Genomic DNA, 22,876 nt, shown 5'->3' on the forward strand with positions numbered 1-22,876 from the left:
CTTCTTAAGGGCGATTCATCTTAGCAACTGGTCCGATTTTCCGCGACCACCTCTCTTACCTAACCGACGATCAATTTAAATCAGGAATAAAAAATCAAATTATTCATCCTGAAGCTGAACGTAAAGACATCTCTCTTCTCAAAACGAAGAAGCCACGCAAGCAAAATAGGCTTTCCAATCCTGTAGGAAAAACCGCTAGTCTTTCTGACTATGCAGCTATGTTAAGATGGTTGGACGATAAACGATATCCAGAGGAGAACATTCCAAACTCCTTGATGATTGCAGAAGTATCAACAATCAAAGATTTATCTCAAACGGACTTTGACAACATTAAAAAGGATTTGGACGAGGTATGCCAAGCGCATGGTCTAAAACTGACCGTCACCAATTACTTCAGTCATCGAGCTCTTTTGACGGAAGTAACGAAGTCTATCCAGCAGTTCCAGAGTGATTTTAAGTGGGATAGCAGGGACAACGACAAAAAGCAAATCTCCGATGCTTTCTTCCAGCTTGAAACAGGTAATAAATTGAAAGTGAATGAAGATGGGAGTTATCACGGCAACGATTTGCGCCATCCGCAAAATCAGTTCGGTGATTTTGATTTAGAGCAGCTATATGGCTATTGTCTGGATTTGAGCATAGTGACGCAATACACTCCTATTGAATTTTTGAGCACTCAGTATTTTGTAGATATCCTCACTTGGCGGTATTTGACGGGTAATCCAAAACAACGAGATTTAGCACTCAATATATTGAACAGGCTTTCCGCAGAAGAAACCAAAGGAAAACGTTTTGAGGAAATAGACATAGTGGAAAATCAACTGCATCTTTTTATTGCATCTAGAAGGTTACAGTCTCTCAATGAGTAAGATAAAAACTCCCTATGAACAAAATACATATATGGCCAACTCCTCAACAAACAAATTGATTGATGATTTGTTTAAGTTGTCGCCTGAAGAATTTTCAACATGGGCGGATAGTTTCAGAAAAGAGGTTGTTTATGCTTGGGATAAATTGGGAACTCCCATCGTTGGCGGCAGAAATGAAGATGAAATTGTATCGCAGTTTCGAGCCCTTACTAACTATGATGTGTCCGACTTATTACAATTCGATGAACTCTCAAATGAGGAGAACTGTCTTTTCAGTAATTCACCAATTGGATCCGCCTGCAATCAATTCTTCCCAACCATGTTAAAGACCAGGAACATCAATCCAAACGGCCTCAATCCGCTTTCGATTTATGATCACTTTGCCGATGATACGCTCAAAGCCAAGTTTGAAAAAGCCATTGTCAAAATGCTGGATCGCGACGCTTTGAATGACTTTTCAAAACAACTCTCTGTAACAGAATATAGCGGGGATGACTGGTTTGCGAAGGTGGCAGCAGGACAGGAGAAGGGCTTTTATTTTGCAGCGACGGAAACAGAGAAACCAGGCTTTGTCTATTTGACCAAAGAACAGCTTAAAGCGCTTCAAAGAAAGGTGGCGTTTGATGAATCTCTGATCAGGGGAGAATCGGAAAAATATACGGTGAGAGTATTTAGCAAGAACGTAAGAATAATGGACATTGCGAAGATATTTCGCATTTGCTTTAGCGCGACGGCGGTTACAAATTTTCCTCCGTTAATTGCAAAATATCTCTATTTGAGATTCACTGAGGAATGCAAAAACCAGAAGCCTATTGTCATCTACGATCCATCTAGCGGATGGGGAGGGCGTATCCTGGGAGCGATGGCTTGTTGTCACGAACGTGATCTACATTATGTGGGAACAGACCCAAATACGGATCATTGGATGCCGGAACTGGGCATGACGAAATATGCATATCTGGCAGACTATTTTAATGGAAATGTAAGGGCTACGCACAAGAATACATATGAGCTGTTTAATGTCGGCTCAGAAGTAATTCATTTGGAGCCAGAGTTTCAAAAATATAGAGGGGAGATTGATTTCATCTTCACAAGCCCACCTTATTTTGGGGCGGAACTTTATAGCGAAGACGACACGCAATCGTCTTCAAAGTTTCCCGGTTTCGAAGAATGGCGGGAGGGATTTTTACGCCAAACTTTGGAAACATGCGTTGACTGGCTGAAAGAAGGCCGCTGGCTTTGCTATAATGTTGCTGACATTAGAATAAAGGGATCCGTTGTAACCTTGCAACAGGATGTTATCGATATTCTTCTTGCTCTTGGAATGGGCTATTGCGGGGAGCTAAAAATGGCATTGAAGACGTCACCCGGGGCATCCAAAGAAACAGATGGTGGGATACCGACGGGGCGCAATTTTTGTCAAATCTCAGGCAAGACGTATAAATATGAACCTGTGCTGATGTTCAAAAAATTCATCACTGATGCCCCTATTCTTGATGAAGCATACAGAAAAACTATAGATAAAAATTAGTATACATTTTTGTTTTCGTTGGTTTCCGTGGATTTCAAGAAAACTCAAGGGTTTACTTTTAATACACTAAACTCTCCAAAAGCCGTCTTCAGCGAATAGTCACAGTTGACAATTTTTGTCAGGGGTGTTTGAGGTATTGTGCATAGTTCAGCAAATTCTAGTGTTGATGCAGCAGATAAAACTATTCGATAGTTTTTTAATTTGACATTCTTTAATCCTTTATTGGTTACTAAATATTTTTCAGAGCGTCGGCTTTGTGTGGCGTCCTCCAGGTTTTCCCCAATATTATTTCATAAATTTATTATGTACTCATATGCTTATATTGCATTTAACTACTTATCTTTGTTGAAGTACAAAAAATTAAACCATGCCAGCTTTTGTCGTCAAAATGCTGCATTCTGATGTACTTGCCGTGCATAAGCTGCTAGCATAAATAGGATGGAAAATGGCAAAAAAAATAGAATTTCGGTTTCGTTGAGTGATAGCGACTATAGAGACTTGCAGGCTTACGCTGTCGCTAGAGACTTGTCGATTTCGTGGGTTGCAAGAAGGGCCATTCAAAATTTTATAGATCGCAATCCGCCAGAACAGACAGAATTGCCAATGCATATTGAGAAATTTTGTGATGACTAGCGACCATCTAAGTAAAGCTCAACGAAGTGCCAATATGGCGCGTATCAAAGGCAAAGATACTTTACCGGAACTCGCTGTAAGATCCGCTCTGCATCAACGCGGCTTCAGATTTCGTTTGCATTTAAAGGAACTCCCCGGCAAGCCGGATATAGTGCTTCGTAAATTTAGTTCTGTGATTTTTGTTAATGGTTGTTTTTGGCATCAACACATTTGTTGCATTGGTAGATACCCAAAAACGAACGAGGCTTTCTGGAAAGAAAAACTTAGTAAGAATGTAGAGCGGGATAAACGGAATCGGGATATCCTAAGAAAACTGGGTTGGCGTGTTTTTGACGTCTGGGAGTGTGAGCTCAAGACTGCTAAATTTGAAAAATCAATTGACGAGTTGTGTTGGAGGATAAGAATTGGACCGTAATAACCAAACTTTTGAAAAACTTATTCGTGCTGAAAAGAGAGGATATTTCAAAACGGCCGATTTGTTTGCAGGTTGTGGTGGATTAAGCTTGGGCTTTCATCGTGCAGGCTTCAAATCCTCTTGTGCGATAGAAATTAATCATGAAGCTAAAAGTTCGCATCATAATAATTTCTCACAAGACCCAGGCGGACGTTATGCGTCTTTCTCCGATATTAGAAAAACCTCTCCCGAAGAGGCAGTTGCTCACCTAATGGACGACTGCAGTGCAGAAGAAGCAATTGATATCATTATTGGCGGACCGCCGTGCCAGGCATTTTCCCGTTTAGGTAGGGCTGCGCTTTGGCGGCTTGCTGACAAGGATTTTGCGCACGCCGAAGATGATCGTGCCACGTACTACGAGGACTATTTGCGCTATGTACATCATCTAAAACCAATTGCGTTTGTCATGGAGAACGTAAGGGAAATTGGAAAGTTTGCAGGCCGGAATATCGCAGAAGAAATCTCAGTTACCGCCGAGAATATGGGCTATGTGGTGAAATACTCACTTTTGAATTCAGTCTGGTATGGTGTGCCTCAGCTGCGTGAACGAATGTTTATTATTGGAATTCGAAAAGAATTGGGTGTGATACCTTCATTTCCCAAAATTCAATACAGTTATGACTTACCTGTCGGATATTCTACCTCTAGAGCAGGTAAGGCCATAAAGGAAGTGTTGGAACCGCGGGACCATTTCTTTGACCATGCCGATATCGTTGCGTGTCCGCTTCCTGCCATTACAGTTGCGGAAGCATTTGCTGACTTGCCCAAAATATTCCACCATTTAGATGGAAGAGCCGGCAAAGGTTATAAGCGTAATGTCCTTGGTGAAACTAAATATGCCGATACTGGCAGTCGATATTCCAACGAAATGCGAAATTGGCCTGATTTCAAGGCGGGTGAAAGTTTTACTGGGCATATCATCCGATATACTCCCCGGGATTATGAGACATTTAGGAGAATGCCACACGGCGGAATGTATCCAGAAGCTTTGGAAACCGCTATAAAAATATTTTATGAAAGGTTAGAAGAATTTAGGTTGAGGACGGGTAGAGATCTTCTGGAGAGTGATCCCGAATTTGAACAGCTGTGGACAGCAACGGTTCCGCCTTACAAGGTGAACCGTTACCCAAATAAGTTTCGGAAAATGTGGCCTGACCATCCAGCTAGAACTGTTCCAGCTCACATAGGAAAGGATGGATACTCGCACATCCATTTCGATAGTGAGCAAGCTCGTTGCATTAGCGTTCGTGAAGCAGCTCGACTTCAGTCGTTTCCAGACGCATTCAGGTTTGCGGGTACAATGAATAAACAATTGACGCAGATTGGAAATGCTGTGCCGCCTTTACTTGCTTTTGCAGTCGCTTCGAACTTGAGCGTCAGTTTGAAAAGTGCCTTGAAACCCAACAACGTATATGAGATATTTGAAGAAGGAGATTTTACCGCAGCTTAACCATGGATAAAAATGGCCGACGTTTTGTTCAACGCGAGGCGCCTAGTAAAGTCCAATCTAGGATGGTTTTTACGAACACGCGAAACGATCGGCGAAGCTGCTGGCAGAGAACGTGCGATAAATATCAATCGAGATATTTTTGATCAATGGTTTCCTGGATTACCCCATGATTTTGGGAATCCTATTGAGATTACCACGCGATATTTTCATACGGCTGGAAGCTCGCTTCTCGATTCAATTAAAGTTGACACCCGGACAATAAGACGGCAAGGCGGAGGAAAAAACTGGCGTCTTGCCGGGGCGGCCATAGAGGGCATGTATTATGACATGCGAGAAGGAGACCTTCTTCTCATGGCGTTCGACAAAAATTCAGCTACTCTAGCATGGACGGTATGTAGGGGGGACAATGATCTTTCTAGGGGAGTACCGCTTGAGGAAGTTTCAGCGCACTTTGGTATATTAGGAATCCTCGGGCCAGATCAGAGAAATATGTGGTCATTTGACGCCAATAGTATGGACGAAATTATCGAGGTGTTAAAGCCTATCCAGCCTAGAGTGGATTTTTTGCTTACTAATTTCAGTACTACTGATCCTTTTGCTGAGGACAAAATATTATTAACTAAGGAAGAAGCTGAATCCATTATTTCTATGGATTTCAACTTTGATCCTAATGGCGTCTTTGACGGGAAAGTAGTTGCTAATCGTGCTATTGCAACACGGCAAGGACAAGCAGGCTTTAGGAAAAACTTACTCGTGTTATATAAAGGAAAATGTGCAGTAACAGCGACAAGAGTCGAACAGATTTTGGATGCGGCTCACATTATTCCCTACAATGGAAAACAAAGTAATCACCCAAAAAATGGATTATTATTAAGGACAGATATCCATACTCTTTTTGATAAAGGGCTGATAACAATAAACAAAGAAGACTACAAAATAGTCATTTCCGCTAGTTTGAGCGGAACGGATTTTGAAACGCTGAAGGGAACCAAAATTTTATTACCAAAAAATTTGGATTTTTGGCCTAGTTTAGAGGCACTAGCGTATCACAATAAGTTCGTATTCAAGGGAACAATATGATATTGTTGTCGACTAAATTTGCTTCCTAACAAAATTTGCATTTTCTTAGGTTCTTGCTTAAGTCATTGATACCACTAAACCTATTTCATCAGTTGCGATGATCCCCACCTGAAAATATAATAATATCCGTATTATTCAACTATTAAGTGGGGTTTTGATGAAGCAAGCGCGTGTTCTAAACGTAGCAGAAATGAAAAGATTACTGGCAGTTTTGGAAGCTGGCAAGCACGCAGAACGTAATCGTCTAGCTGTAATGTTGTCTTATCTGGCTGGTCTGCGTGTGGGAGAAATTGCACAATTAAAAGTCAGTGATGTTTATCTGGCTGACAATCATGTGCGTGATCAGATATTGCTTCCTGCCAGTTATACCAAAACCAAGGATGCCCGTTCTGTATATGTCAGTAAGAAACTGAAGAAGGAATTGGCTGACTACAAAAATTGCAACGCGTTCCCAGGGAATTTTACTAGCCCATTACTGGTAACACAAAAGAGAACTGCTTTTTCTCCAAATACCCTCTGCCAGTTATTTGGAGAGCTTTATAAAAAGGCTGGAATTGAAGGAGCATCCAGTCATAGTGGGCGCAGGTCTTTTATTACAAAAATGGCGCACAATGGCATATCACCAAAGGTCATTATGATGCTTGCTGGGCATAAGCACTTGGGAACGACGCAGCGTTATATAGATGTAAATGATGAGATGCTCAAAATGGCAGTTGAGGTGATTTAAATGAATAAAGTTCAAGACGAGGTAGTCTGTACAGTTTGTAATAGAAAATCTGGTGATTTGTATCACAGTGGGGTTGGACCAGTGTCCTACATCCGATGTTCTGTTTGCGAAGAGCAAGGTGCAGAAGAGATCGGTGTCTTATGCTATACTCTATACACTCAAGGTGGGCTAGACGCGGTTTCGCAGAATACCTATTTGTCTAAATGGTGGCCTACAAAACGTTCATTTTACGATAATCAATACATTGGTTGGGACGAAATTAAACAAATATATCCATATATGGAAACGAAGTTTGCTGAAGAATATGATGTTGATGAAATCATATGGAAAGACTAAAAATTTGATGGCTAGAGTCCATTTTTCGGTCTGAGGGACGGCTGCAACATCAACCAGATACTTTTGTTTATTCATACAAACGTGCCGTAGGATTAACTAGTTCTCTGATCGCAAATGTGAAAACAGCCTGTCGAATTCACCATAATTTATTGAAATTTTTTTAATATCTTGAGATGTATTGATTGCATAGTCATTTGGGTGGATGCCTTCAGAAAGGAAATACAAGTAGACATGTCTAAGCTGGCTATTTACGTATTTTAGTGTTCGGTCAATGTCTGATTTCGTACCTGAGTTTTCCTTTGAAATAATAATTACATGATACTTCATATTTTTTGCAAAATACCCGCTTTTCTGAATTTTTTTTGCCCCAGTTTTAAACTCGCATTTTCGACCATCTTGCTTCAGTGCGTTGTTTAAAAACTCTTCCCATTTTTTGCAAAAATCGATTAATCCTTTGCGGTTCCATCCCATATCTGTCTTCACGTCGATAACATGTTTAATCTCACCATCAATCTGGGAGCCTATATTCTGAATGACGATATCTGGGTATTTGGGGTGCTTGTCTCCAGGGAATTTGATCGGTTGATCAATAAAGTATCTACAAAAATTCGGGTTGTTTTTAGCAATAAACAAAGCAGTTAAATCTTCCAGAGAACTCGATATTGAGGATGATCTTCCTCTGCTAATGGTTTCTGTGTCACCACCAATTTTCTGAAATTTAGGAAGGCGAGCGTTTTGATATAGTTTGACAATTTTTCTGAAATACGCATCAGGGGATATTCTGTATTCCATCATAGAAAACCTATCAATTATGACTTTATGATAATAAAATGAGGATATTCAGACCACAATTATATCCGATATAAATTTACTCACGGGAATGTTGATATTCAACTTTCAGATATGGGTGACTATACGCAGGTGTCCGTCGGCAGAACATTTGTCAGTAAGAGCTGTTTAAACGAAGTGAGTGTTTGTCTCCGTCTTTTGGTTGATATTAATCGACCTTCAAACTCGGTATAGAGCTATTGACCGCCATTTTCCCCTCTCTCATCGGCATGGCCCGCTTTTTGATGGCATCCTTTATAGCCAGATAAGTCACCTTCCTCGCCGCTGCTAGTTCATTTTTGTCCATAACGTCCTATTCTTGCCTCAACGAGATCAATTATAGAAAAATTACAAATAAGCTAATTTCAAAATGGATCAAGTTATTACGAGAGGGTCAGTAGCTATAAATATTTTTTCTTTAGTTGCTTCGAGCTAAAAACTATCTCCATATGCAAGTTCTTCTGCATCGTTAGGCAACCGGAACGCTGTTGTTCGCTGCAATAGTTGAAGCTCGGCAAATTCTTGAACAGATTTTATGGTAGATACTCGATCCGCCTGAGACTCCTTCTTATTGGGCTGCTGACTATTTTGAGGAACCGTTAGCCAGCTTGAAAACCAAGCGTCGACAGATGCCCATTCTCCATTAGACACTCTAGAAAAGACCTGAAATTCTTCTGTAGCCAGATCGCCCTGAGCTGTTTGCCACTTTAGAAGAAAAGCAGCAATCACACCGGATGTACCTGTAGTAACAGGAGCGTATTGTCCGTCAAATTCATGTGATTTTGCCTCCTCAATTAATTTTTGGAAAAAACCAGAGGCAAAATCCATCATAAAGAGATCATTTCGATCACGAATTAATTTCCGATCAAAGCATAATGAAATATTCTCGCGGCGGCCAAACTCAGGGAATATTCCTATCAATTCCTCAGGTAGTTTGATCGTAATGACACGGCCGTCATGGGTTTCTTGTAATATTTGAAGCTGCAATTCGTTGATCATGCCGCGTACAAATGCGGCCACATGTTCTACGGTCACTCCCAGTAGAGATTTCATTGCTTGAGGATCATAACTGTGTGCATGGCTTAAAATTTCCTCCTGTTGCTGTCGCGCATCCTGAGCTCGTTTCAAAGCAGCATCAATTTCTTTTGCTGTCTTTTTGATATCATTGTTTTTTGCATGTTCAAGGATTTCCTCAAGATCGAGTTGTTCTAAAATTCCCCCCAAGATTTCGGTATGAAGACCTACATGAAAATCGTCCCCTATGGGAGCCATATCGCGTGCAATGTCATTAACCTTACTAAGTAAAAGGCTCAGCATTTCTGCATCAAAGCTGTCCTGAGTTTGCAGATTGAACACGACAACTTTCTCTTCTTGTCCATAGCGATACAGGCGCCCAATTCTTTGGATAAGTCGTGAAGGATTCCAAGGAAGATCGTAGTTGACCATAACATGACAATTGTGATGAAGATTTAGTCCTTCACCGCCAGCTTCTGTCGAAATCATAAACTGACACTCTTCTCTAAAACGTCGGATATTTTCTAGTTTATCTTCTAATTTCATGCTGCCATTAATCAAACACGGAGCACTGACCTCAGGAAACGCCTGCTGGATAGCCTCAACAATATAATCTTGCGTTCCCCGATATTCAGAAAAAATGAGAACTTTCTCATCTGCCTCTACCAAGGGCTTTAAAACCTGATTTATAAACAATGAAAGCTTTTCGTCCTGCTCTTTTACAACAGTCACCAGACGTATGAGATCCGTAAGTATTTCGGTTTCATGGGGGAAAAATTCCTGCTCTGATGATAAAGACAGAGAAGCATCAAGATCATCTTGATCGTCTCCCCCTTCATATAAATCCCAATCTAAAACGTCAATATATTGCGCTAAGTTTTCGCCTTGTAAACGCATCTGCCTTTTCTTCAAAGACCGTTCAATGGCAGCAATACTTGATGATGCCAGCTTGCGAAAAATTGTCATAACAAAGCCGATGGCCCTGCCCTGATGCCCTCCGAGTTTTTCTCCAGCCCCATATCCGTGCTTTAAGTACTCGTCAAGCGCTTTGGAAAACTTCTTCGTAGCCTCGCTCGGTTTTACTGGGACAAGATGTGTCTCATGCCCACTAAAAATAAATTCACCGGCCGCATCTATGACTTCCGATTTCTTATTTCTCAAAATTACCTCTGAGATAATCTCAGGATTGTAATCCAATGAATAGAGCTGGCGGCCAAGATCTGGTCGAACAAGTTCTAATAACGCTGCAAATTTTCCTGTTTTCCCTTGGTGTGGAGTAGCTGTCAAAAATAGGAAGCCGTCTGTCAATTTTCTTAAATGTTCCGCTAGAATATATCGCTCTGTCTTTTCCCCCTGGGGAACCCGGCTAACTTTATGAGCCTCGTCAAAAACTACAACATCCCACGATCCTGAATTACGAAACTGTTCCAAGTGGTTTTCATTTTTTGCCTTATCCAGAGAAACGATAACCTTTTCATGTAATTTCCAATGTTCTGGATCATTGATTAGAAAATCTCTGCCATAGATTTCATATGTTTCATCAAACTTGAACTTTAATTCATTCTGCCACTGTAGTACCAGACCAGCAGGTGCAACGATTAGAACTCGGCGTGCCTGACCACGTCTTTTAAGGGCCCCGAGAAGCAATCCGACTTCAATAGTCTTTCCTAAACCTACATCATCCGCAATCAACCAGTTTAAATTTCCCGAAGACAGAATTCTGTGAACCAATTGAATCTGATGAGGCAAAGGATCAACATCTAGGCGATCCAAAGCACCGGTTATCATGTTCCAACTTTCCAGCGCTTGGGCCAACAATCGTAACCTAAAATGTTCAGCAGGGTTATTTACGCCAGTCTCTTGGCGAATATATCTGTCCCGAACCGCCTTTATTTTTTTAAGTCTTTCAAACGGAAGCCACAGAAGCTTTCCTGTTTGCGTTATATGAACAAGAGCCTGATGTGATCCAGCAAGCGTTCGTTGTGCCTGTATGGTTCCCGCGCCCAATGATATTTGTGTATTCGAGCTTGGAACTTCCTGCACAACATCACCAGCATCGAAACCAGACACTAGTTCTGATATTAATATCCATGCTTTCTTATTGTTTTTAAACAAACAAAGGGCACTTGGCTTCTCCCCCTCCATTTTAGTTTTTAGAACACGACCTTTATCAAATTTGCGGATAGCGCCTGGATATAATCCGGAAAAGTTGAATGTGCTCTGGTCCGCAACATGGCGAACCCAACATCCTTGAACTGGTAACAGTTGTTTATTTATCATCATATTTGCTATCTCTTCGGAGATTGGTCGAGAGAAAGTCGACAAGAGGTTCCATCTTAATCATGGTTTTTTCGCCAGCTGGTTGAAAACAGAAATTTCCGCCCTGCCAGTGCCCTGTCAATCGTGCTTGCTCTTCATCAATGAGATCAAAAAGGGGGTCGTCATGTTCGCCGTAATCATCAACAAGTAAATGTTCCAAATATTCTACAAATGAGAAGGAAAGCTTTTTATGTCGAGCGTTCTGCTTCCATTGAAATACCCAGTTTTCTGGTAGAATCTCTTCTAAAGGATAATGTCCCCTATATTTAAATAGGAGGAATGCTAATTTCCATGAGAGAGCATACTCACCATTTCTACTCTCAAAAAACGCATCGCAGCTCTCCAGCTTATTCCAACGTCTTCGCTGCCAATAAATCGGGTGTTCTCTCCAGTAATTTTTTATCTCTACTATTAGCTTTAACTGGTGAAAGTTTATTTTTTCTATCAAAATAAGCCGCAATAGCGCCATATAGGACTGCGGATGCGGAAACTCGACAAACATGTCACTAAGCCAACTCAACGCAATGTTGCTCTCTACCACTGTCGTAAACTCAAAATACTGATGAAGCTGATTTGCGCGTTGATCTGCCTTACATATTTCTACGCCTAGGCTATCTATTTCATCAAACAATTCCGTGCGTGCATTCGCATCAAACTCATCTAATCCCAGTTCCGAATTCAGCGCTGCATCTTCCACAAGGTCTACTTGCAGATCTGTAAGTTCTCCATCTGAACCTGAAACCGGAGTATTCCATAAGCTATCAAATTCATACTCTTCGACAGTGTCTGAATCATCAGACATTCCGATCGGATCATAATTTTCATTATCCTGCGATTCGTGCCTGTCTTCTTCTAGAAATGCAAACCTATCGGATTCAGCATCTGACTTTTCTCTTTGCATAGTGCTAAACACTGGCGCTGCAAAAAGATTGTCTATTTTAATATTGCCATCAAATTCAAAAGGTACTTTTTCTGCAAGTTCGCTTGATTTTTCTTCTTCCTTGTGTAGCGCTACTGCATGATTGAATGCGGGCTCCAATCTTTCCGATACCTTAACCTGACTATTGTCTTCTTCATGAAGTTTCCTTGACGATTTGTGATCAGTATGTTCGGTGGAAGCAACAACCTCACCACTTGTATCGCGTGAGACAAAATCGTCATCTCGCCACATCTCATCTGGTGAGGAAATTATTGATTTGACCAATTTTCGAAAGAGGCTACGCATATAAAATTACTTCCTGTAGCCGCTGGTCCAGAAACATTTTTATCCACGTCATACAACCAAATTGGGAACTGTTGACGCAAGCAGGTAGACTCCCTGAGATTTCCAATGCACGAGAATTCAGGTTAATCCCGCAAAACTCCCCTTTAGTGTCTTTAATCAACCCTATTGAAAACCTGACATGCATCATGAAATAGATTTACCCTCCCTTTTAAAATACTAAACCAATGATACTGATTGTCTATGTCATAAATTTTTATAGCCAGAATGGCTTCTTGTTCACTGCTGAGGTGATCTTGAGTTTTTTATTACGACGGACAATTGGAAGATTAATAAATAGGCGGATGGTCAAGTTCATTTGATTTCAATTAAAAATCTTTGCTAATTTTTTTAGCAGTGAAATAAATTGCTTAGTTTTTCTCGTGATAACGGCATATTGGACCCGTTAATGCATGGAATAGAATTACCTGAAGTAAGCATTCCTTCCTTGCTAATTTGATTGAGAATTTGTTCTTCAGTATTGGTTTTCAAAACTTTGTAACGGTAGGCGAACTTTAAATTCGACGATGCAGCCTTTGATATTTTCACGAGTTTACGTTGTAAATAGAACGGGATCGTTGCAGTCAGCAGTTCGCTGTATTCTTTTTTAGAAAGTGATCTATAGCTGATTTTTGTACAATCTTTTTTTAGGGCATATGGGAAAATATCCAGAATTAACAGACCATTCTTTGCCATGGTTTCAATCATGTATTTTTTCTTTTCAACAGTGCTTTTGAATTTTTCAAAAACCAGTTTTGGCTTTTCGCAGGTGGCTACCATGTCGTTGAAATAGAAAAAAGAGGTTGGCTTAGTCTGGTGATTATAAATATAAGACTGCTTCTCCCCATATAGCGGCGCTTCAGACAACAGGACGACCTTCAAATCTGAAATGGACTGAAAGTTTCTCTCCCATAGAGCTTCGGTAAACTCATAAGCTTCCTGGAGGTATTCTATGCTGCCGTTTATATCTTTAATGGCAGGTTGCTTAATTTGAATTATTTCTTTCAGGTTTGCCCATTCAGATTGCATGCAATTAACTTTCTATAATTTTTTTCACTGGCAATTCTTATTTGGATAACGTTTTGCTAGGCTCTATGGGTAAATATATTTCTCTTTAATCGTGAATCTACTGATGCCAGCTAACTGATACCGTATGAATGGATTGTGCCCAATTTGCCAATCTTCTGGCATCGTTTTATTAAGCTTGGCATTGTTAATTTTTGTATCCTCTGATTTTAAAACTATGCACCTAATTCCATATTCCAAAAGCAACTTAAAAGTTTCGCCGGTGTTAAAGTGCGATGAAACAATAGTTTTGGAAAGGTAGGCACAAGGAACTAAATGTTCATGAATAAGCTCTTTCTTCCTGTCCCTTGGTGTTCTTAAAGTATCGTCCCTTCGCCATTGACCGATTTGATTTACAAATGAACGAGCGTCCTCAGATATTGTATCTGCTGACCTTCTGAAATCACCTAATTCTGATGAAATTTGAACCAATCTATTCGTTAGCTCTCGTTTTTCTTTCTTACTTGATTTGCTATGTAGGCAAGCATCTATCATGCTTGCGCATGTTCTGATTCTTTCCATTGGTTCTTGATTTTCAGACCTAATTTGAATTATTTCGTACCAAATATCATTCACATTAAGACCTTCTGAAATAGAGTAGACAGTTATCCCCAAACACCCTCAGCTAGTTATCTGGAGAACTTAATAATAGGGTAGGGGCGGACTGTGCGTCCAGCCATAGTGGGCGGAGGTCATTAATAACAAAGATGGCCCATAGCGGCATTTCTCCAAAAGTTATTATGATGCTTGCTGGTCATAAGCCTCTTGGAACTACACAGAGTTATATTGACGTAAATGATGAGATGTTAAAACTGGCGGTGGAAGTGATTTAAACGCCCAATTTTTGTAGGGCATCGTACCAAGCCGTCATGTTATTTTCCTAGGATTTTGAGTATATTTTTAGTTCCTTTAGAAGGAGCTTTTTCATTTTTCTGTTCTGGCGTCTTGATTAGTTCTACCAAAGCCGTTTTCAATGTCGTCAGCTTTAGTTCCTTAATAGTCATCTTTTTAGAATTACCGCCCTGCTTCAAAAGTGACCGCCCAGATCGCAACCTTGGCGCATCTTCTGCTGTTAAGTCTGGCAAATCTTCAGTTGTAAAACTAAAATCTCTATCTAGCCACATTGTCAGACTAGGATTAGTACTTAGTGCTTCATTCAAATTCTCATAGGCACGTTCATATTGAGCCTGCGCTTTATGAGCCAATGCCACATATCTTGCTGATTTACCCTTGGCGTACATTTTTTCTGCACGTTGGTTTAGAGCATCAGCACTCCTCAGCAATGATAAGTAGCGTTGCAAATCACTTGGTGTTTCACGCTGCATTTGTTCATATTCTTGGACTGATTGCCAAGTTGCTTCATAGCCCTCAAACTCGTCATCTGTCAGTACTGTACGTAGATCACGTTTCGTCACTGTGCGACCTGCCTTCATGCGATCAACCAACTCAATCAATCGTTTCTCTCGTCGTTCTGCATTCAACACAATATCTGCACCTTTTTAGTGAGCTCACTCGATGTTTAAAAAGTAAACATTCAAATACAGTTATATGTCCTTCTGAAATTTGAACTTTTCAGCAGGGCCTTTAAGCCAGCAATAAATGTGCGCCGTATATTACCCTAACATGTTTAAAAATAAAACGTCCAACTGGCTGTATCGTTGCTATGTTTTTAAAATTAAACAAGTCTATTCAGCTATTAAGCTAATTGCTGAAATCACTCAGATTAATTGATTGCGATTGGTACTTTTTATTGGGTAGTATCGATTTGCAGTCATAATCTTAGAAATGGGACATGATTGGCCGCCATAAAATATGCCTGGGGGGGCTTTGGAATATGTCCGCGGTTTTAAAAATCAATAAAATAGAACGATTTGAGCATATAAAATGAAATTCTCTTCCCTATCAAAAATTTACATTGTTCTACTATTTCCAGTGCTTGTGTCATGTAATACGACTGGCGCAATGTCTGTCCCTAAGGCGCCAACGCCGCAGCTTATTTCAGTAAATAAACCAATTTCACAGCAATCATCGTTTGTACTTCAAAAAGTTGTCGCAAACATCAAGCGTGGTACTGCGATTGGCCATTTCCCTTCATCAGGTAATATGGGGTCTGTTGGTGTGGATGGGTATCTTTGCAACGATAGCCATTCAGGAAAATCCACTATGGATTGGGGGGCAGGCTCTTCTGTTTTGGGAAACTGGAGTACGGAGCTGGGTGAGATCTTTTATGAGACTTTAAACACTAATGGCTTTAACGTTGCTGGTGATCCAAAAGACTTGTTTGGGCAAAATAAATCAGTAGCTTCCGCGGAGTATTTGGTGGGTGCTAGTATTACGCAAATAAAAAGCAATTTCTGTGAAGATCATCATTGGTGGGATGGTCGTCCATTGAACGAATATAGTGGAGAAATGTATTTGAACGTGACGTGGACTGTCTTTTCAAACCTAACCCAAAGAGAGGTAATGGAGATTCAATCTGGCGGGTATCACAGGCAAATTGCAACCAAGAAAGAAGGGATCATCCTGACCTTTCATAATGCCTTTGCGGCAGCAGTAGAATCTTTCATATCCACGAAAGAGTTCCAAGACATAGCATTGAAGGCGGAAAACGCTGGATCAACGTTGCAAGCCTTTAAAGGGCAGCCTTTGCAACTAGTCCTTCCTGAGGTTTCGCAAGAAATTATTGAAAATAAACTGGATACCGTGTTGTCAGCAGTTGTAACCATTCGTTCTGGTGCTGGGCATGGCTCTGGTTTTATCATTAATGAGGATGGGTATATTCTCACTAATGCACATGTTGTGAACGAGGCAACAAATGTCGCCGTAATTTTAAATAACGGATTGGAAATATTAGGCGAAGTTATTAGGACAAATGAGCAGCGCGATGTCGCTTTGGTAAAGGTTCCTTTGCGAATACCCTCACCATTACCTATTCGTCACAAACAAGCTGAAAATCTTGAAAAAGTATATGTCATCGGTAGCCCTCTTAAAGAAGAACTGCAATCTTCAGTTACTTCAGGCATTGTGAGCGCATATAGAAATTCTTCTGATCCTAATTCTTCCTATATCCAGTCAGACGCTGCTATTTCACCAGGGAATAGTGGTGGGCCTTTATTGGATCAATATGGAAATGTTATGGGAATTAGTGTTTCAAAGCTTACAGGTAATTCAGCTGAGGGCATAAACCTATTTATTCCTGCATTGAATGCATTGGATGCCCTTAAAATTATCCCTCAATAATTTTATTGCGCCTAGAAGTTTGATTTCTCAAGGTTAGTGGCCTGTGTTGCTTTTTGGACTTTTAGTACTGCTTCTGTGGAATTTTTCATTCAATAAAAATGGAATTAGGGGAGACAACTGTAACCTTTATTTGATCATCTAGGTTTTTGCTATTTTTGAACCAATGCGTCAGTTGGCGGCCTCCCATTATCCTTGGAGTATTATTCGTATTTGCCGTTCTATTAATATGCCCCTCAAATAGGGTTGCATGTTTTCCACAGGATATTTCTATTCGTTCATTATTATTACCAAAGGCATCCATATAGGCAACGGGAACGTTGAAGAACCCTTGATTGTAATAGGTCTTACGCAAGTGGAACTGGAACTTCAGATTTTCATCAGTTGATATGGTTTCTAATGGTTTTTTCTGCGTAACAGGAAACTCCTCGTTCCCTATTGAACTGGAAGTTTCTACTTTGGAATGACCAGCTAGATCGATGACTTTGCTCTGCGCACCGTTCCAAGAGGGACTTAGACTGGAAATCAGGCTATCTTCCAAGCCTGCCGCCATATTAATATGAAATCCACCATAGTTTTGTAGTCCATTATCAGGTAGCGCAAAAATCTCTACGCCCTTACCTGCCACCAATGATGCCAATATATTGTCTCTATTTTTTATGTTTGTTGATTGTGATTTCCCTGGCCTGAGGTAGCCATACATTCGCTTTCTCAATGGCTGGATGGTCTTGCCTATGTACATTACCTCGCCTTCGCACACGAATGCGTACAACACATTAATAGTATTCTCTTGGCTATTAAGTTCAAAATCGACATGTCCATCCTTGAGCTTCCAAAAGCCTACTTTTTGAAAACCAACTTCAGTCAGTCGTTCCATTTACAGCTCCCCTCCCAACAAAGTAAGGATATCTCTGAAATGGGATTTTGAAAATAGCTGTGTAATTTTTAGCTAATTGAGTTTTTACCGCTATCGCTTTTAATAAGTCTTTTGCCTGTTGATCTCTGGGTATGAATTTTAACTTGTTTTTTAATGTCCTTAATGAGCTGTTCTGTTATTTTTTTTGAGTCAATCAGGCTGTCCTTGTTTTTAATAATTTCCATATAACGCATTTTATATCTCCAACTTATTTGCTGTAGATATTTATCAACTGTATCAAGTTATCACCGTTTGCTTTTGACAATATTATAACTTGCACGTTCTTCGCATGAGCAACGTCATTAAAAAATATGTGTAAATTTTTTAAATCGTCCCTTTGTAAAACGCGTTATAAATTTCCAAAATGCACCCTTTCAACTTGTGCAGCGTTGCAAGCACGTGAAAGGAAATGCAATGTATTTATTAAAACTGCATGGCGTAGTTTTTACATCGTAAAATTTGAACTGAAAACGATGTGATTTGCAGGATCATATGATCTGCTGGCCTTGCTGCAATATCCACTGAAATCTAGATTGTCTTTTGCTGTCCTGATTGGCTTGATATCAATTGTGCCGCTAGGAACAAGTTTTTCCCATATGGCATCTGCCTCTTCCAAAAACATATTAGCTTTTGGTGAGTTCAATTTTAAAATCAGGTGCCAATGTATGTTGCTGTCTGGGTGTTCCACAAAGGCGATAAATTGAGTGCGTAATTCTTTCTTTAATTCCTTACCCCAATCAGGACCTAAAAGTTTGCGATCAAGTCGCGCGTGCCAGTGTTTTAAAGCGTCCACAGCCTTGTCAACGGACCAATTGTTATAGTTACCCTTTGAGGTGTTGTTGGGCAGCTTTTTGGAGGGGTTAAAAGCGAGGGTGACGAAATAGTTTCCCTCAAATTGGTATAGCCATGTTTTCATTTCCTTGGCGTATTCATTTTTATTTATGTACATGTGTAAAAGTCTCTTTGCGTTTTCCTTTCTATGTTTATTTATCAAACTAAAAATCAGCCTCGGCAGAGGAGCAGTATCGTGTAAATGACGCTAAACCTTCAACAGGCTGGATTTACTCAAGGCCTAAATTCTGGTCAGGCTGTCTTGCATAAGCAACGGCGTTGTATGGCTGTAGTGGGCTTCCAGCATCTTGTAACTGGTTCCCATGTTCTTGCTTAATTCTTCATAAGTGACACCCTTCAGCAAGCGCATCGTTGCGTAAGTATGGCGGCAGCTATAAGGCGTTCTTTCCTTGCCGTCGCTATCTTTCAGAATCCCAAATTCAATAAGTGCCCGTCTAAAGATTTTCCTGAAATAGTCATTCTTGATATGAGAACCATCAGGCAGGCAGAAGACATATTCATTGAGTGAGGGGGCCTTGCCAAGAACCTCAGTACGTCTGGCTTTAATTCGTTCCAGATAGTTCTTGGTGCGAGGCATCGCAATGATCTGGCGTTTGCCTGTTTTACCCTTGATGCGTATTTCTACATAAGGCTTGCCTTTATGGATGCCATATTTAATGTCCCTCCACTTTAGGCCGTCGCTTTCAGTACCTGATCTGATTCCTGTGTTTGTCAGAACAAGTATATAGTCCTGCATCAACAGCCTTCGCTGTATCTGATCATCATTGGTTGCTGCATTAGGCCATGCTCTCATTTTGCTGACGAGGAAATCATATTCGCAATTGGAAAATGCGGGTCGTCTGGAAGAATGACCGTTCTTTTTGGAGCGATTGTTGCCAATCTTTTTCGTGATCAATGGAATTTTGTTTTCGTCGATTGCATCGTTTGCAACGGCAGTTTTGAATATGTCTCTTAGAACAACGCATATTTTATTAAGAGAGCCTTCTGATAGCTGTTTTGTAGACCTCGCCGCAGGATTCTTGATCAACTTGCCATTTCTGCAATAGGTCCAACCACGTATTTCTGACCCTGGTCCAGATACCCAATAGACCAGACACCATGCTTTGAAATTTTCAATATCCTGTTGCTTAAGGCTGTCTATATGACGCCGTCCAAAGAAGGGCTTTATATAGGTTTCTACTAGAGGTCTGTAGTCGTCCAGCTTTTGTTTAGAAACGATACCAGCGTCACTCTCTGATTTAAGCTTGTCCATATAAAGGGAGCATATCTGTGCAACGCTGCGCTTTCTGACAACGAGATTATTGTCATGCTTGTATTTTAAATCACGATACCACTCCTCAGCTATATCAATGGCCTCTTGTTTATCTTCAGTTTTCAAGCTCTTCACATAGTAGCCAGTCCCTTCAAAATACTTGACCCTTGCTTGCCACGATTTTTTCTGTGTATCAGCGCGTGTGTAGATTTCCACTTTACCTTTGCAAATTGTCGTTAAGTTTAGTCTGTGTTGTGTCATTTCCTTTCTCCAATAAATAATATAAATTATAACATATACAATCAATACGAGTATTATAATTCACGATAGTATATGTTTTTATAGCCAATCAGGGTATCAAAAGGCAAATTACAGGCGAAAATAAATCCCTGCCAAGCCATTGTTTTAAAACATATATTAGGCGTAGTGCAAAATAATTTTTGTCAGAAAACCTATGTAATTGACAGAAATATGTGCAGCAAATGTGCAGCAAGTATTTTGGGGTTTAAAATCCCGCCATCATTGTTAATGCATTGATTTATAAGGGAAAAATGGTGCCCAGGGGCGGATTCGAACCACCGACACGCGGATTTTCAGTCCGCTGCTCTACCAACTGAGCTACCTGGGCTTGTCGCGATACACGCTATGCCGCGTGGGCGAGGAAGCAGGTTTATAAAAGAAATAATCCGGGCTGTCCAGAGGTGTTGACTTAAAAAAGCGCAAATGTCGGCCTGCGGGATTTCAGTATAATTTTTGCGCGCTAAGGGACTGGCACTTGGGCCTTAATTCGAATCTTCGTCATTGGCCGGGATGGTTTCCTCTCCGGGGATAACATAGGATTCATTGAACCATTTTCCGAGGTCAACCTGTTTACAACGGGCAGAGCAAAAGGGCCGGAATTTGGCCGCAGGAGGCTTGCCGCATTGCGGACAGGGTTTTTCCGGAATTTTTTTACTCATTGCACGTCCTGGTTTATCCCGTATTCATTTTCAGAAAGCGCAGCGTCAATCGAAATGGAGATCGGCCTTGCCAGTTCTTTCTCCAGCATAGCTTTTTGGCGTTCAAGTCTCAACGCCAGTTCATTTCCGGATTTGATATGAAGGGATACGTTGGGGGAGAAGCGGACAATATCCTGAAGCTCCCGAAAAAGATGGGCCAATATTGTCGTATCATCTGGAACAACGCCATCAGCCTCACATTGGGGGCAGCTTTTCCGCATGATATCGCTCAATTGCGGCCGGGTGCGCTTTCTGGTTATCTGCATTAATCCAATTTCTGTCATGCCAATCATGCGCGAAGGGCAGGGGTCTTGCTCAAGCAGAGTTTGCAAAAAGCTGGTGAGTTCCTTTGCATCGCCTTTCCCGTTCATCTGAATAAAATCGATGATGATTATACCGGCATAATTGCGCAGCCGGATTTGGCGGCAAATTTCAAGGGCGGCCTCGAGATTGGTGGCAAGTGCCGCAGATTGCCGTCCTGCTGCCCTGGTTTGTCCGGCCGAATTGACATCGATTACGATGGCGGCCTCGGTTGGCTCAAGCGTGATATTTCCGCCGGACTTGAGCGGGACCCGCTTTTGCAGCGCTAACTCAATCGCCGCATTGGCGCCCATAGCTTCGAATAATGGCTCTTGTTTGTTCCACAGCTCCGCGTCCGCCTCAATCCCTGGCAGTCGATGTGCCAGATAGGATTTTGTCGCATTGAGCGCCGATGAGTTGTTGACGATCAATCTGGTATCGCTGGTAAACAAGGTTTGCAGGATACGGGTGAGGGGTGTTTCCGCCCTTCCGACGGGCTGAGGCTTCTTCGACGCCTTTTGCGCCGCCTTTACTTCCTCCCATTCGGATATCAGAGATGTCATTTCCGAAAAGAGTAGTGGCTCGGGCGCTTTATCCGCACTTGTCCTCACCGTGATTCCCGCGTTATCGGCAAATCCGCCCAGCAGCTTTTCGATCTGGCTTCTATCCGTTGCGTTCTTAATATTTTTCGAGAGGGTCAGTCCTTGGCTCGTCGGTCTGTAGATAAGGTTCGGGCCATGCAGGGCAAAGCGGGCGCCAAGTTGCGGCCCTTTGTCTCCTTTGGCGTCCTTGCTCACCTGTAGAAGGAGCTTCTCACCTTCTGTAATAACGCTGTTAAGGTTTGTTGCAGTTGTGTGCAGATCGCTTAGCTGCAGGAAGCCGTCGGTCTTCTCCCCAATATCGACAAAAGCGATATTCATATCCGGGAGAATTTTGGACACACGGCCATGATAAAACTGGCCGACACGGGAAACATCACCCGGGCGCTCTATCTGCAATTCTATGACAGTATCGTCATTCAGAAGGGCGCCACGCGTTTCGAAAGGTCCTTCTTCAATCAAGAGGACCTTTTTCATCTGGCCGTTTCCGTCCAGAACGGAAAGCCGTTGCCGCGTAATAGATTGCTGACTTCGAAGAGGGGCAGGCCGACAACATTGCTGTAAGATCCCTGTATTTGGCGAACGAAAGCGGCAGCGTAGCCTTGAATAGCATATCCGCCAGCCTTGCCCTGCCATTCATCCTGCTTGAGATAGCCGCGAATTTCAGATTGGTCGAGAGGTTTGAAGATAACGGCAGTGGTTACAACCCGCGAAATGATGTTCGTGGTCGGTGTCACTAAGGTGATGCCGGTATGAACCTGATGCCGACGACCGGACAGCAGCTTGAGAAAGGTATATGCTTCGTCCTCGGTCTCTGCTTTTCCAAGGGCGCGCCGACCCACGGCAACAACCGTATCCGCCGAAAGAAGAAAAGTTCCGGGATGTCGCGCCATTACGGCGCTAGCTTTTTCAAATGCCAGGCGTTTTGCGATGTCACGGGGGAGCTCATTTGATTTGGTGGACTCGTCTATGTCTGCGGGGTCCACCTCATCGGGTGTAAGGCCGATTTGCTTCATAAGGGCCAGGCGCCGCGGCGAGGCAGACGCCAGGATCAGAGTCGGGGGACGAATTGACGGCAGATGCTTATCGGCGCCATGTTCCGCCGTATTGACAGCAGGCCTCCGGGGGGTTCTTCTATCACCCATGAGCAATTAC

The 22,876-nt window shown here is 41.7% G+C and carries 22 protein-coding genes and 1 tRNA gene; 8 read left to right on the forward strand and 15 right to left on the reverse strand.

Going from position 1 to position 22,876, the window contains the following annotated elements; translation table 11 throughout:
- Window positions 1-230 precede the first annotated feature (230 nt).
- The 7 genes from AACZ19_RS04150 (at window position 231) to AACZ19_RS04180 (ending at window position 7,080) form a co-directional block, all read left to right on the forward strand.
- Window positions 231-869, forward strand: coding sequence for a hypothetical protein (locus AACZ19_RS04150; protein ID WP_339631417.1), 639 nt, complete (start codon window positions 231-233; stop codon window positions 867-869).
- Window positions 862-2,400 carry a hypothetical protein gene (locus tag AACZ19_RS04155; RefSeq protein WP_339631419.1) on the forward strand — a complete coding sequence of 513 codons (1,539 nt, stop codon included), beginning with the start codon at window positions 862-864 and terminating at the stop codon, window positions 2,398-2,400. The genes AACZ19_RS04150 and AACZ19_RS04155 overlap by 8 nt, the downstream gene beginning before the upstream one ends.
- A 625-nt stretch (window positions 2,401-3,025) precedes the next feature.
- The gene (gene vsr / locus AACZ19_RS04160; RefSeq protein ID WP_339631422.1) at window positions 3,026-3,448 is read left to right on the forward strand and encodes a DNA mismatch endonuclease Vsr; all 423 of its coding nucleotides are present in this window, start codon (window positions 3,026-3,028) and stop codon (window positions 3,446-3,448) included.
- Window positions 3,438-4,937 (forward strand): DNA cytosine methyltransferase, encoded by a 1,500-nt coding sequence (locus AACZ19_RS04165; protein WP_339631424.1) that lies wholly within the window; start codon window positions 3,438-3,440, stop codon window positions 4,935-4,937. The genes vsr and AACZ19_RS04165 overlap by 11 nt, the downstream gene beginning before the upstream one ends.
- Before the next feature lie 12 nt (window positions 4,938-4,949).
- Complete coding sequence (locus AACZ19_RS04170; protein WP_339631426.1) at window positions 4,950-6,017, forward strand: HNH endonuclease; 1,068 nt, start codon at window positions 4,950-4,952, stop codon at window positions 6,015-6,017.
- Window positions 6,018-6,174: 157 nt separating this feature from the next.
- Window positions 6,175-6,744: a site-specific integrase gene (locus AACZ19_RS04175; RefSeq protein WP_339631429.1), complete on the forward strand. Its 570-nt coding sequence runs from the start codon at window positions 6,175-6,177 to the stop codon at window positions 6,742-6,744.
- Window positions 6,745-7,080 (forward strand): hypothetical protein, encoded by a 336-nt coding sequence (locus AACZ19_RS04180; protein ID WP_339631431.1) that lies wholly within the window; start codon window positions 6,745-6,747, stop codon window positions 7,078-7,080.
- 96 nt (window positions 7,081-7,176) lie between these two features.
- Here the strand turns inward: AACZ19_RS04180 and AACZ19_RS04185 are convergent, their stop codons facing one another.
- The 7 genes from AACZ19_RS04185 to AACZ19_RS04215 form a co-directional block, all read right to left on the reverse strand.
- Window positions 7,177-7,872, reverse strand: a complete 696-nt coding sequence (locus AACZ19_RS04185) for a hypothetical protein (protein ID WP_339631433.1) — start codon at window positions 7,870-7,872, stop codon at window positions 7,177-7,179.
- A 205-nt stretch (window positions 7,873-8,077) separates the two neighbouring features.
- Entirely contained in the window at window positions 8,078-8,215 is a 138-nt protein-coding gene (locus tag AACZ19_RS04190) for a hypothetical protein (RefSeq protein WP_339631435.1), read from the reverse strand.
- 125 nt (window positions 8,216-8,340) lie between these two features.
- Window positions 8,341-11,205 carry a DEAD/DEAH box helicase gene (locus AACZ19_RS04195; RefSeq protein WP_339631436.1) on the reverse strand — a complete coding sequence of 955 codons (2,865 nt, stop codon included), beginning with the start codon at window positions 11,203-11,205 and terminating at the stop codon, window positions 8,341-8,343.
- On the reverse strand, window positions 11,192-12,466 hold the full coding sequence (locus AACZ19_RS04200; protein WP_339631437.1) for a hypothetical protein: 1,275 nt from the start codon (window positions 12,464-12,466) through the stop codon (window positions 11,192-11,194). The genes AACZ19_RS04195 and AACZ19_RS04200 overlap by 14 nt, the downstream gene beginning before the upstream one ends.
- A 387-nt stretch (window positions 12,467-12,853) precedes the next feature.
- Entirely contained in the window at window positions 12,854-13,531 is a 678-nt protein-coding gene (locus AACZ19_RS04205) for a hypothetical protein (protein WP_339631438.1), read from the reverse strand.
- Window positions 13,532-13,594: 63 nt separating this feature from the next.
- Entirely contained in the window at window positions 13,595-14,143 is a 549-nt protein-coding gene (locus AACZ19_RS04210; protein WP_339631441.1) for a hypothetical protein, read from the reverse strand.
- 296 nt (window positions 14,144-14,439) lie between these two features.
- Window positions 14,440-15,051, reverse strand: a complete 612-nt coding sequence (locus AACZ19_RS04215) for a hypothetical protein (protein ID WP_339631443.1) — start codon at window positions 15,049-15,051, stop codon at window positions 14,440-14,442.
- A 478-nt stretch (window positions 15,052-15,529) separates the two neighbouring features.
- Here AACZ19_RS04215 and AACZ19_RS04220 point away from each other — a divergent pair, with 478 nt between their 5' ends.
- Window positions 15,530-16,807 carry a trypsin-like peptidase domain-containing protein gene (locus tag AACZ19_RS04220; protein WP_339631445.1) on the forward strand — a complete coding sequence of 426 codons (1,278 nt, stop codon included), beginning with the start codon at window positions 15,530-15,532 and terminating at the stop codon, window positions 16,805-16,807.
- A gap of 85 nt (window positions 16,808-16,892) precedes the next feature.
- Here AACZ19_RS04220 and AACZ19_RS04225 read toward each other — a convergent pair whose 3' ends face one another.
- The 8 genes from AACZ19_RS04225 to AACZ19_RS04260 all read right to left on the reverse strand — a co-directional run bounded on the left by AACZ19_RS04225 (window position 16,893) and on the right by AACZ19_RS04260 (window position 22,866).
- Entirely contained in the window at window positions 16,893-17,681 is a 789-nt protein-coding gene (locus AACZ19_RS04225; RefSeq protein ID WP_339631447.1) for a GIY-YIG nuclease family protein, read from the reverse strand.
- 68 nt (window positions 17,682-17,749) lie between these two features.
- A complete protein-coding gene (locus AACZ19_RS04230; protein ID WP_339631449.1) occupies window positions 17,750-17,914 on the reverse strand; it encodes a hypothetical protein in 165 nt (54 codons plus the stop codon).
- Between the two features lie 251 nt (window positions 17,915-18,165).
- Window positions 18,166-18,669 (reverse strand): hypothetical protein, encoded by a 504-nt coding sequence (locus AACZ19_RS04235; RefSeq protein ID WP_339631451.1) that lies wholly within the window; start codon window positions 18,667-18,669, stop codon window positions 18,166-18,168.
- 123 nt (window positions 18,670-18,792) lie between these two features.
- Window positions 18,793-20,085 (reverse strand): site-specific integrase, encoded by a 1,293-nt coding sequence (locus AACZ19_RS04240; protein WP_339631453.1) that lies wholly within the window; start codon window positions 20,083-20,085, stop codon window positions 18,793-18,795.
- Between the two features lie 291 nt (window positions 20,086-20,376).
- A tRNA-Phe gene (locus AACZ19_RS04245) sits at window positions 20,377-20,452 on the reverse strand.
- Window positions 20,453-20,606: 154 nt separating this feature from the next.
- Entirely contained in the window at window positions 20,607-20,783 is a 177-nt protein-coding gene (gene yacG, locus AACZ19_RS04250) for a DNA gyrase inhibitor YacG (protein ID WP_339631455.1), read from the reverse strand.
- On the reverse strand, window positions 20,780-22,198 hold the full coding sequence (locus AACZ19_RS04255) for a ribonuclease E/G (RefSeq protein ID WP_339631457.1): 1,419 nt from the start codon (window positions 22,196-22,198) through the stop codon (window positions 20,780-20,782). Before AACZ19_RS04255 ends, yacG begins: the two co-directional genes overlap by 4 nt.
- Window positions 22,195-22,866 carry a nucleoside triphosphate pyrophosphatase gene (locus AACZ19_RS04260; protein ID WP_339631459.1) on the reverse strand — a complete coding sequence of 224 codons (672 nt, stop codon included), beginning with the start codon at window positions 22,864-22,866 and terminating at the stop codon, window positions 22,195-22,197. The genes AACZ19_RS04255 and AACZ19_RS04260 overlap by 4 nt, the downstream gene beginning before the upstream one ends.
- Between the last annotated feature and the right edge of the window lie 10 nt (window positions 22,867-22,876).

The sequence above is a fragment of the uncultured Sneathiella sp. genome, from assembly GCF_963973085.1.
In the GTDB taxonomy this organism is placed as follows: domain Bacteria; phylum Pseudomonadota; class Alphaproteobacteria; order Sneathiellales; family Sneathiellaceae; genus Sneathiella.

Excerpts from the sequence above, each read along its gene's own strand:
- AACZ19_RS04155 (WP_339631419.1), top strand. The coding sequence starts at position 862 with ATGAGTAAGATAAAAACTCCCTATGAACAAAATACATATATGGCCAAC.
- vsr (WP_339631422.1), top strand. The coding sequence starts at position 3,026 with ATGACTAGCGACCATCTAAGTAAAGCTCAACGAAGTGCCAATATGGCG.
- AACZ19_RS04170 (WP_339631426.1), top strand. The coding sequence starts at position 4,950 with ATGGCCGACGTTTTGTTCAACGCGAGGCGCCTAGTAAAGTCCAATCTA.
- AACZ19_RS04175 (WP_339631429.1), top strand. The coding sequence starts at position 6,175 with ATGAAGCAAGCGCGTGTTCTAAACGTAGCAGAAATGAAAAGATTACTG.
- AACZ19_RS04180 (WP_339631431.1), top strand. The coding sequence starts at position 6,745 with ATGAATAAAGTTCAAGACGAGGTAGTCTGTACAGTTTGTAATAGAAAA.
- AACZ19_RS04185 (WP_339631433.1), bottom strand. The coding sequence starts at position 7,872 with ATGGAATACAGAATATCCCCTGATGCGTATTTCAGAAAAATTGTCAAA.
- AACZ19_RS04190 (WP_339631435.1), bottom strand. The coding sequence starts at position 8,215 with ATGGACAAAAATGAACTAGCAGCGGCGAGGAAGGTGACTTATCTGGCT.
- AACZ19_RS04195 (WP_339631436.1), bottom strand. The coding sequence starts at position 11,205 with ATGATGATAAATAAACAACTGTTACCAGTTCAAGGATGTTGGGTTCGC.
- AACZ19_RS04200 (WP_339631437.1), bottom strand. The coding sequence starts at position 12,466 with ATGCGTAGCCTCTTTCGAAAATTGGTCAAATCAATAATTTCCTCACCA.
- AACZ19_RS04205 (WP_339631438.1), bottom strand. The coding sequence starts at position 13,531 with ATGCAATCTGAATGGGCAAACCTGAAAGAAATAATTCAAATTAAGCAA.
- AACZ19_RS04220 (WP_339631445.1), top strand. The coding sequence starts at position 15,530 with ATGTCTGTCCCTAAGGCGCCAACGCCGCAGCTTATTTCAGTAAATAAA.
- AACZ19_RS04225 (WP_339631447.1), bottom strand. The coding sequence starts at position 17,681 with ATGGAACGACTGACTGAAGTTGGTTTTCAAAAAGTAGGCTTTTGGAAG.
- AACZ19_RS04230 (WP_339631449.1), bottom strand. The coding sequence starts at position 17,914 with ATGCGTTATATGGAAATTATTAAAAACAAGGACAGCCTGATTGACTCA.
- AACZ19_RS04235 (WP_339631451.1), bottom strand. The coding sequence starts at position 18,669 with ATGTACATAAATAAAAATGAATACGCCAAGGAAATGAAAACATGGCTA.
- AACZ19_RS04240 (WP_339631453.1), bottom strand. The coding sequence starts at position 20,085 with ATGACACAACACAGACTAAACTTAACGACAATTTGCAAAGGTAAAGTG.
- yacG (WP_339631455.1), bottom strand. The coding sequence starts at position 20,783 with ATGAGTAAAAAAATTCCGGAAAAACCCTGTCCGCAATGCGGCAAGCCT.
- AACZ19_RS04255 (WP_339631457.1), bottom strand. The coding sequence starts at position 22,198 with ATGAAAAAGGTCCTCTTGATTGAAGAAGGACCTTTCGAAACGCGTGGC.
- AACZ19_RS04260 (WP_339631459.1), bottom strand. The coding sequence starts at position 22,866 with ATGGGTGATAGAAGAACCCCCCGGAGGCCTGCTGTCAATACGGCGGAA.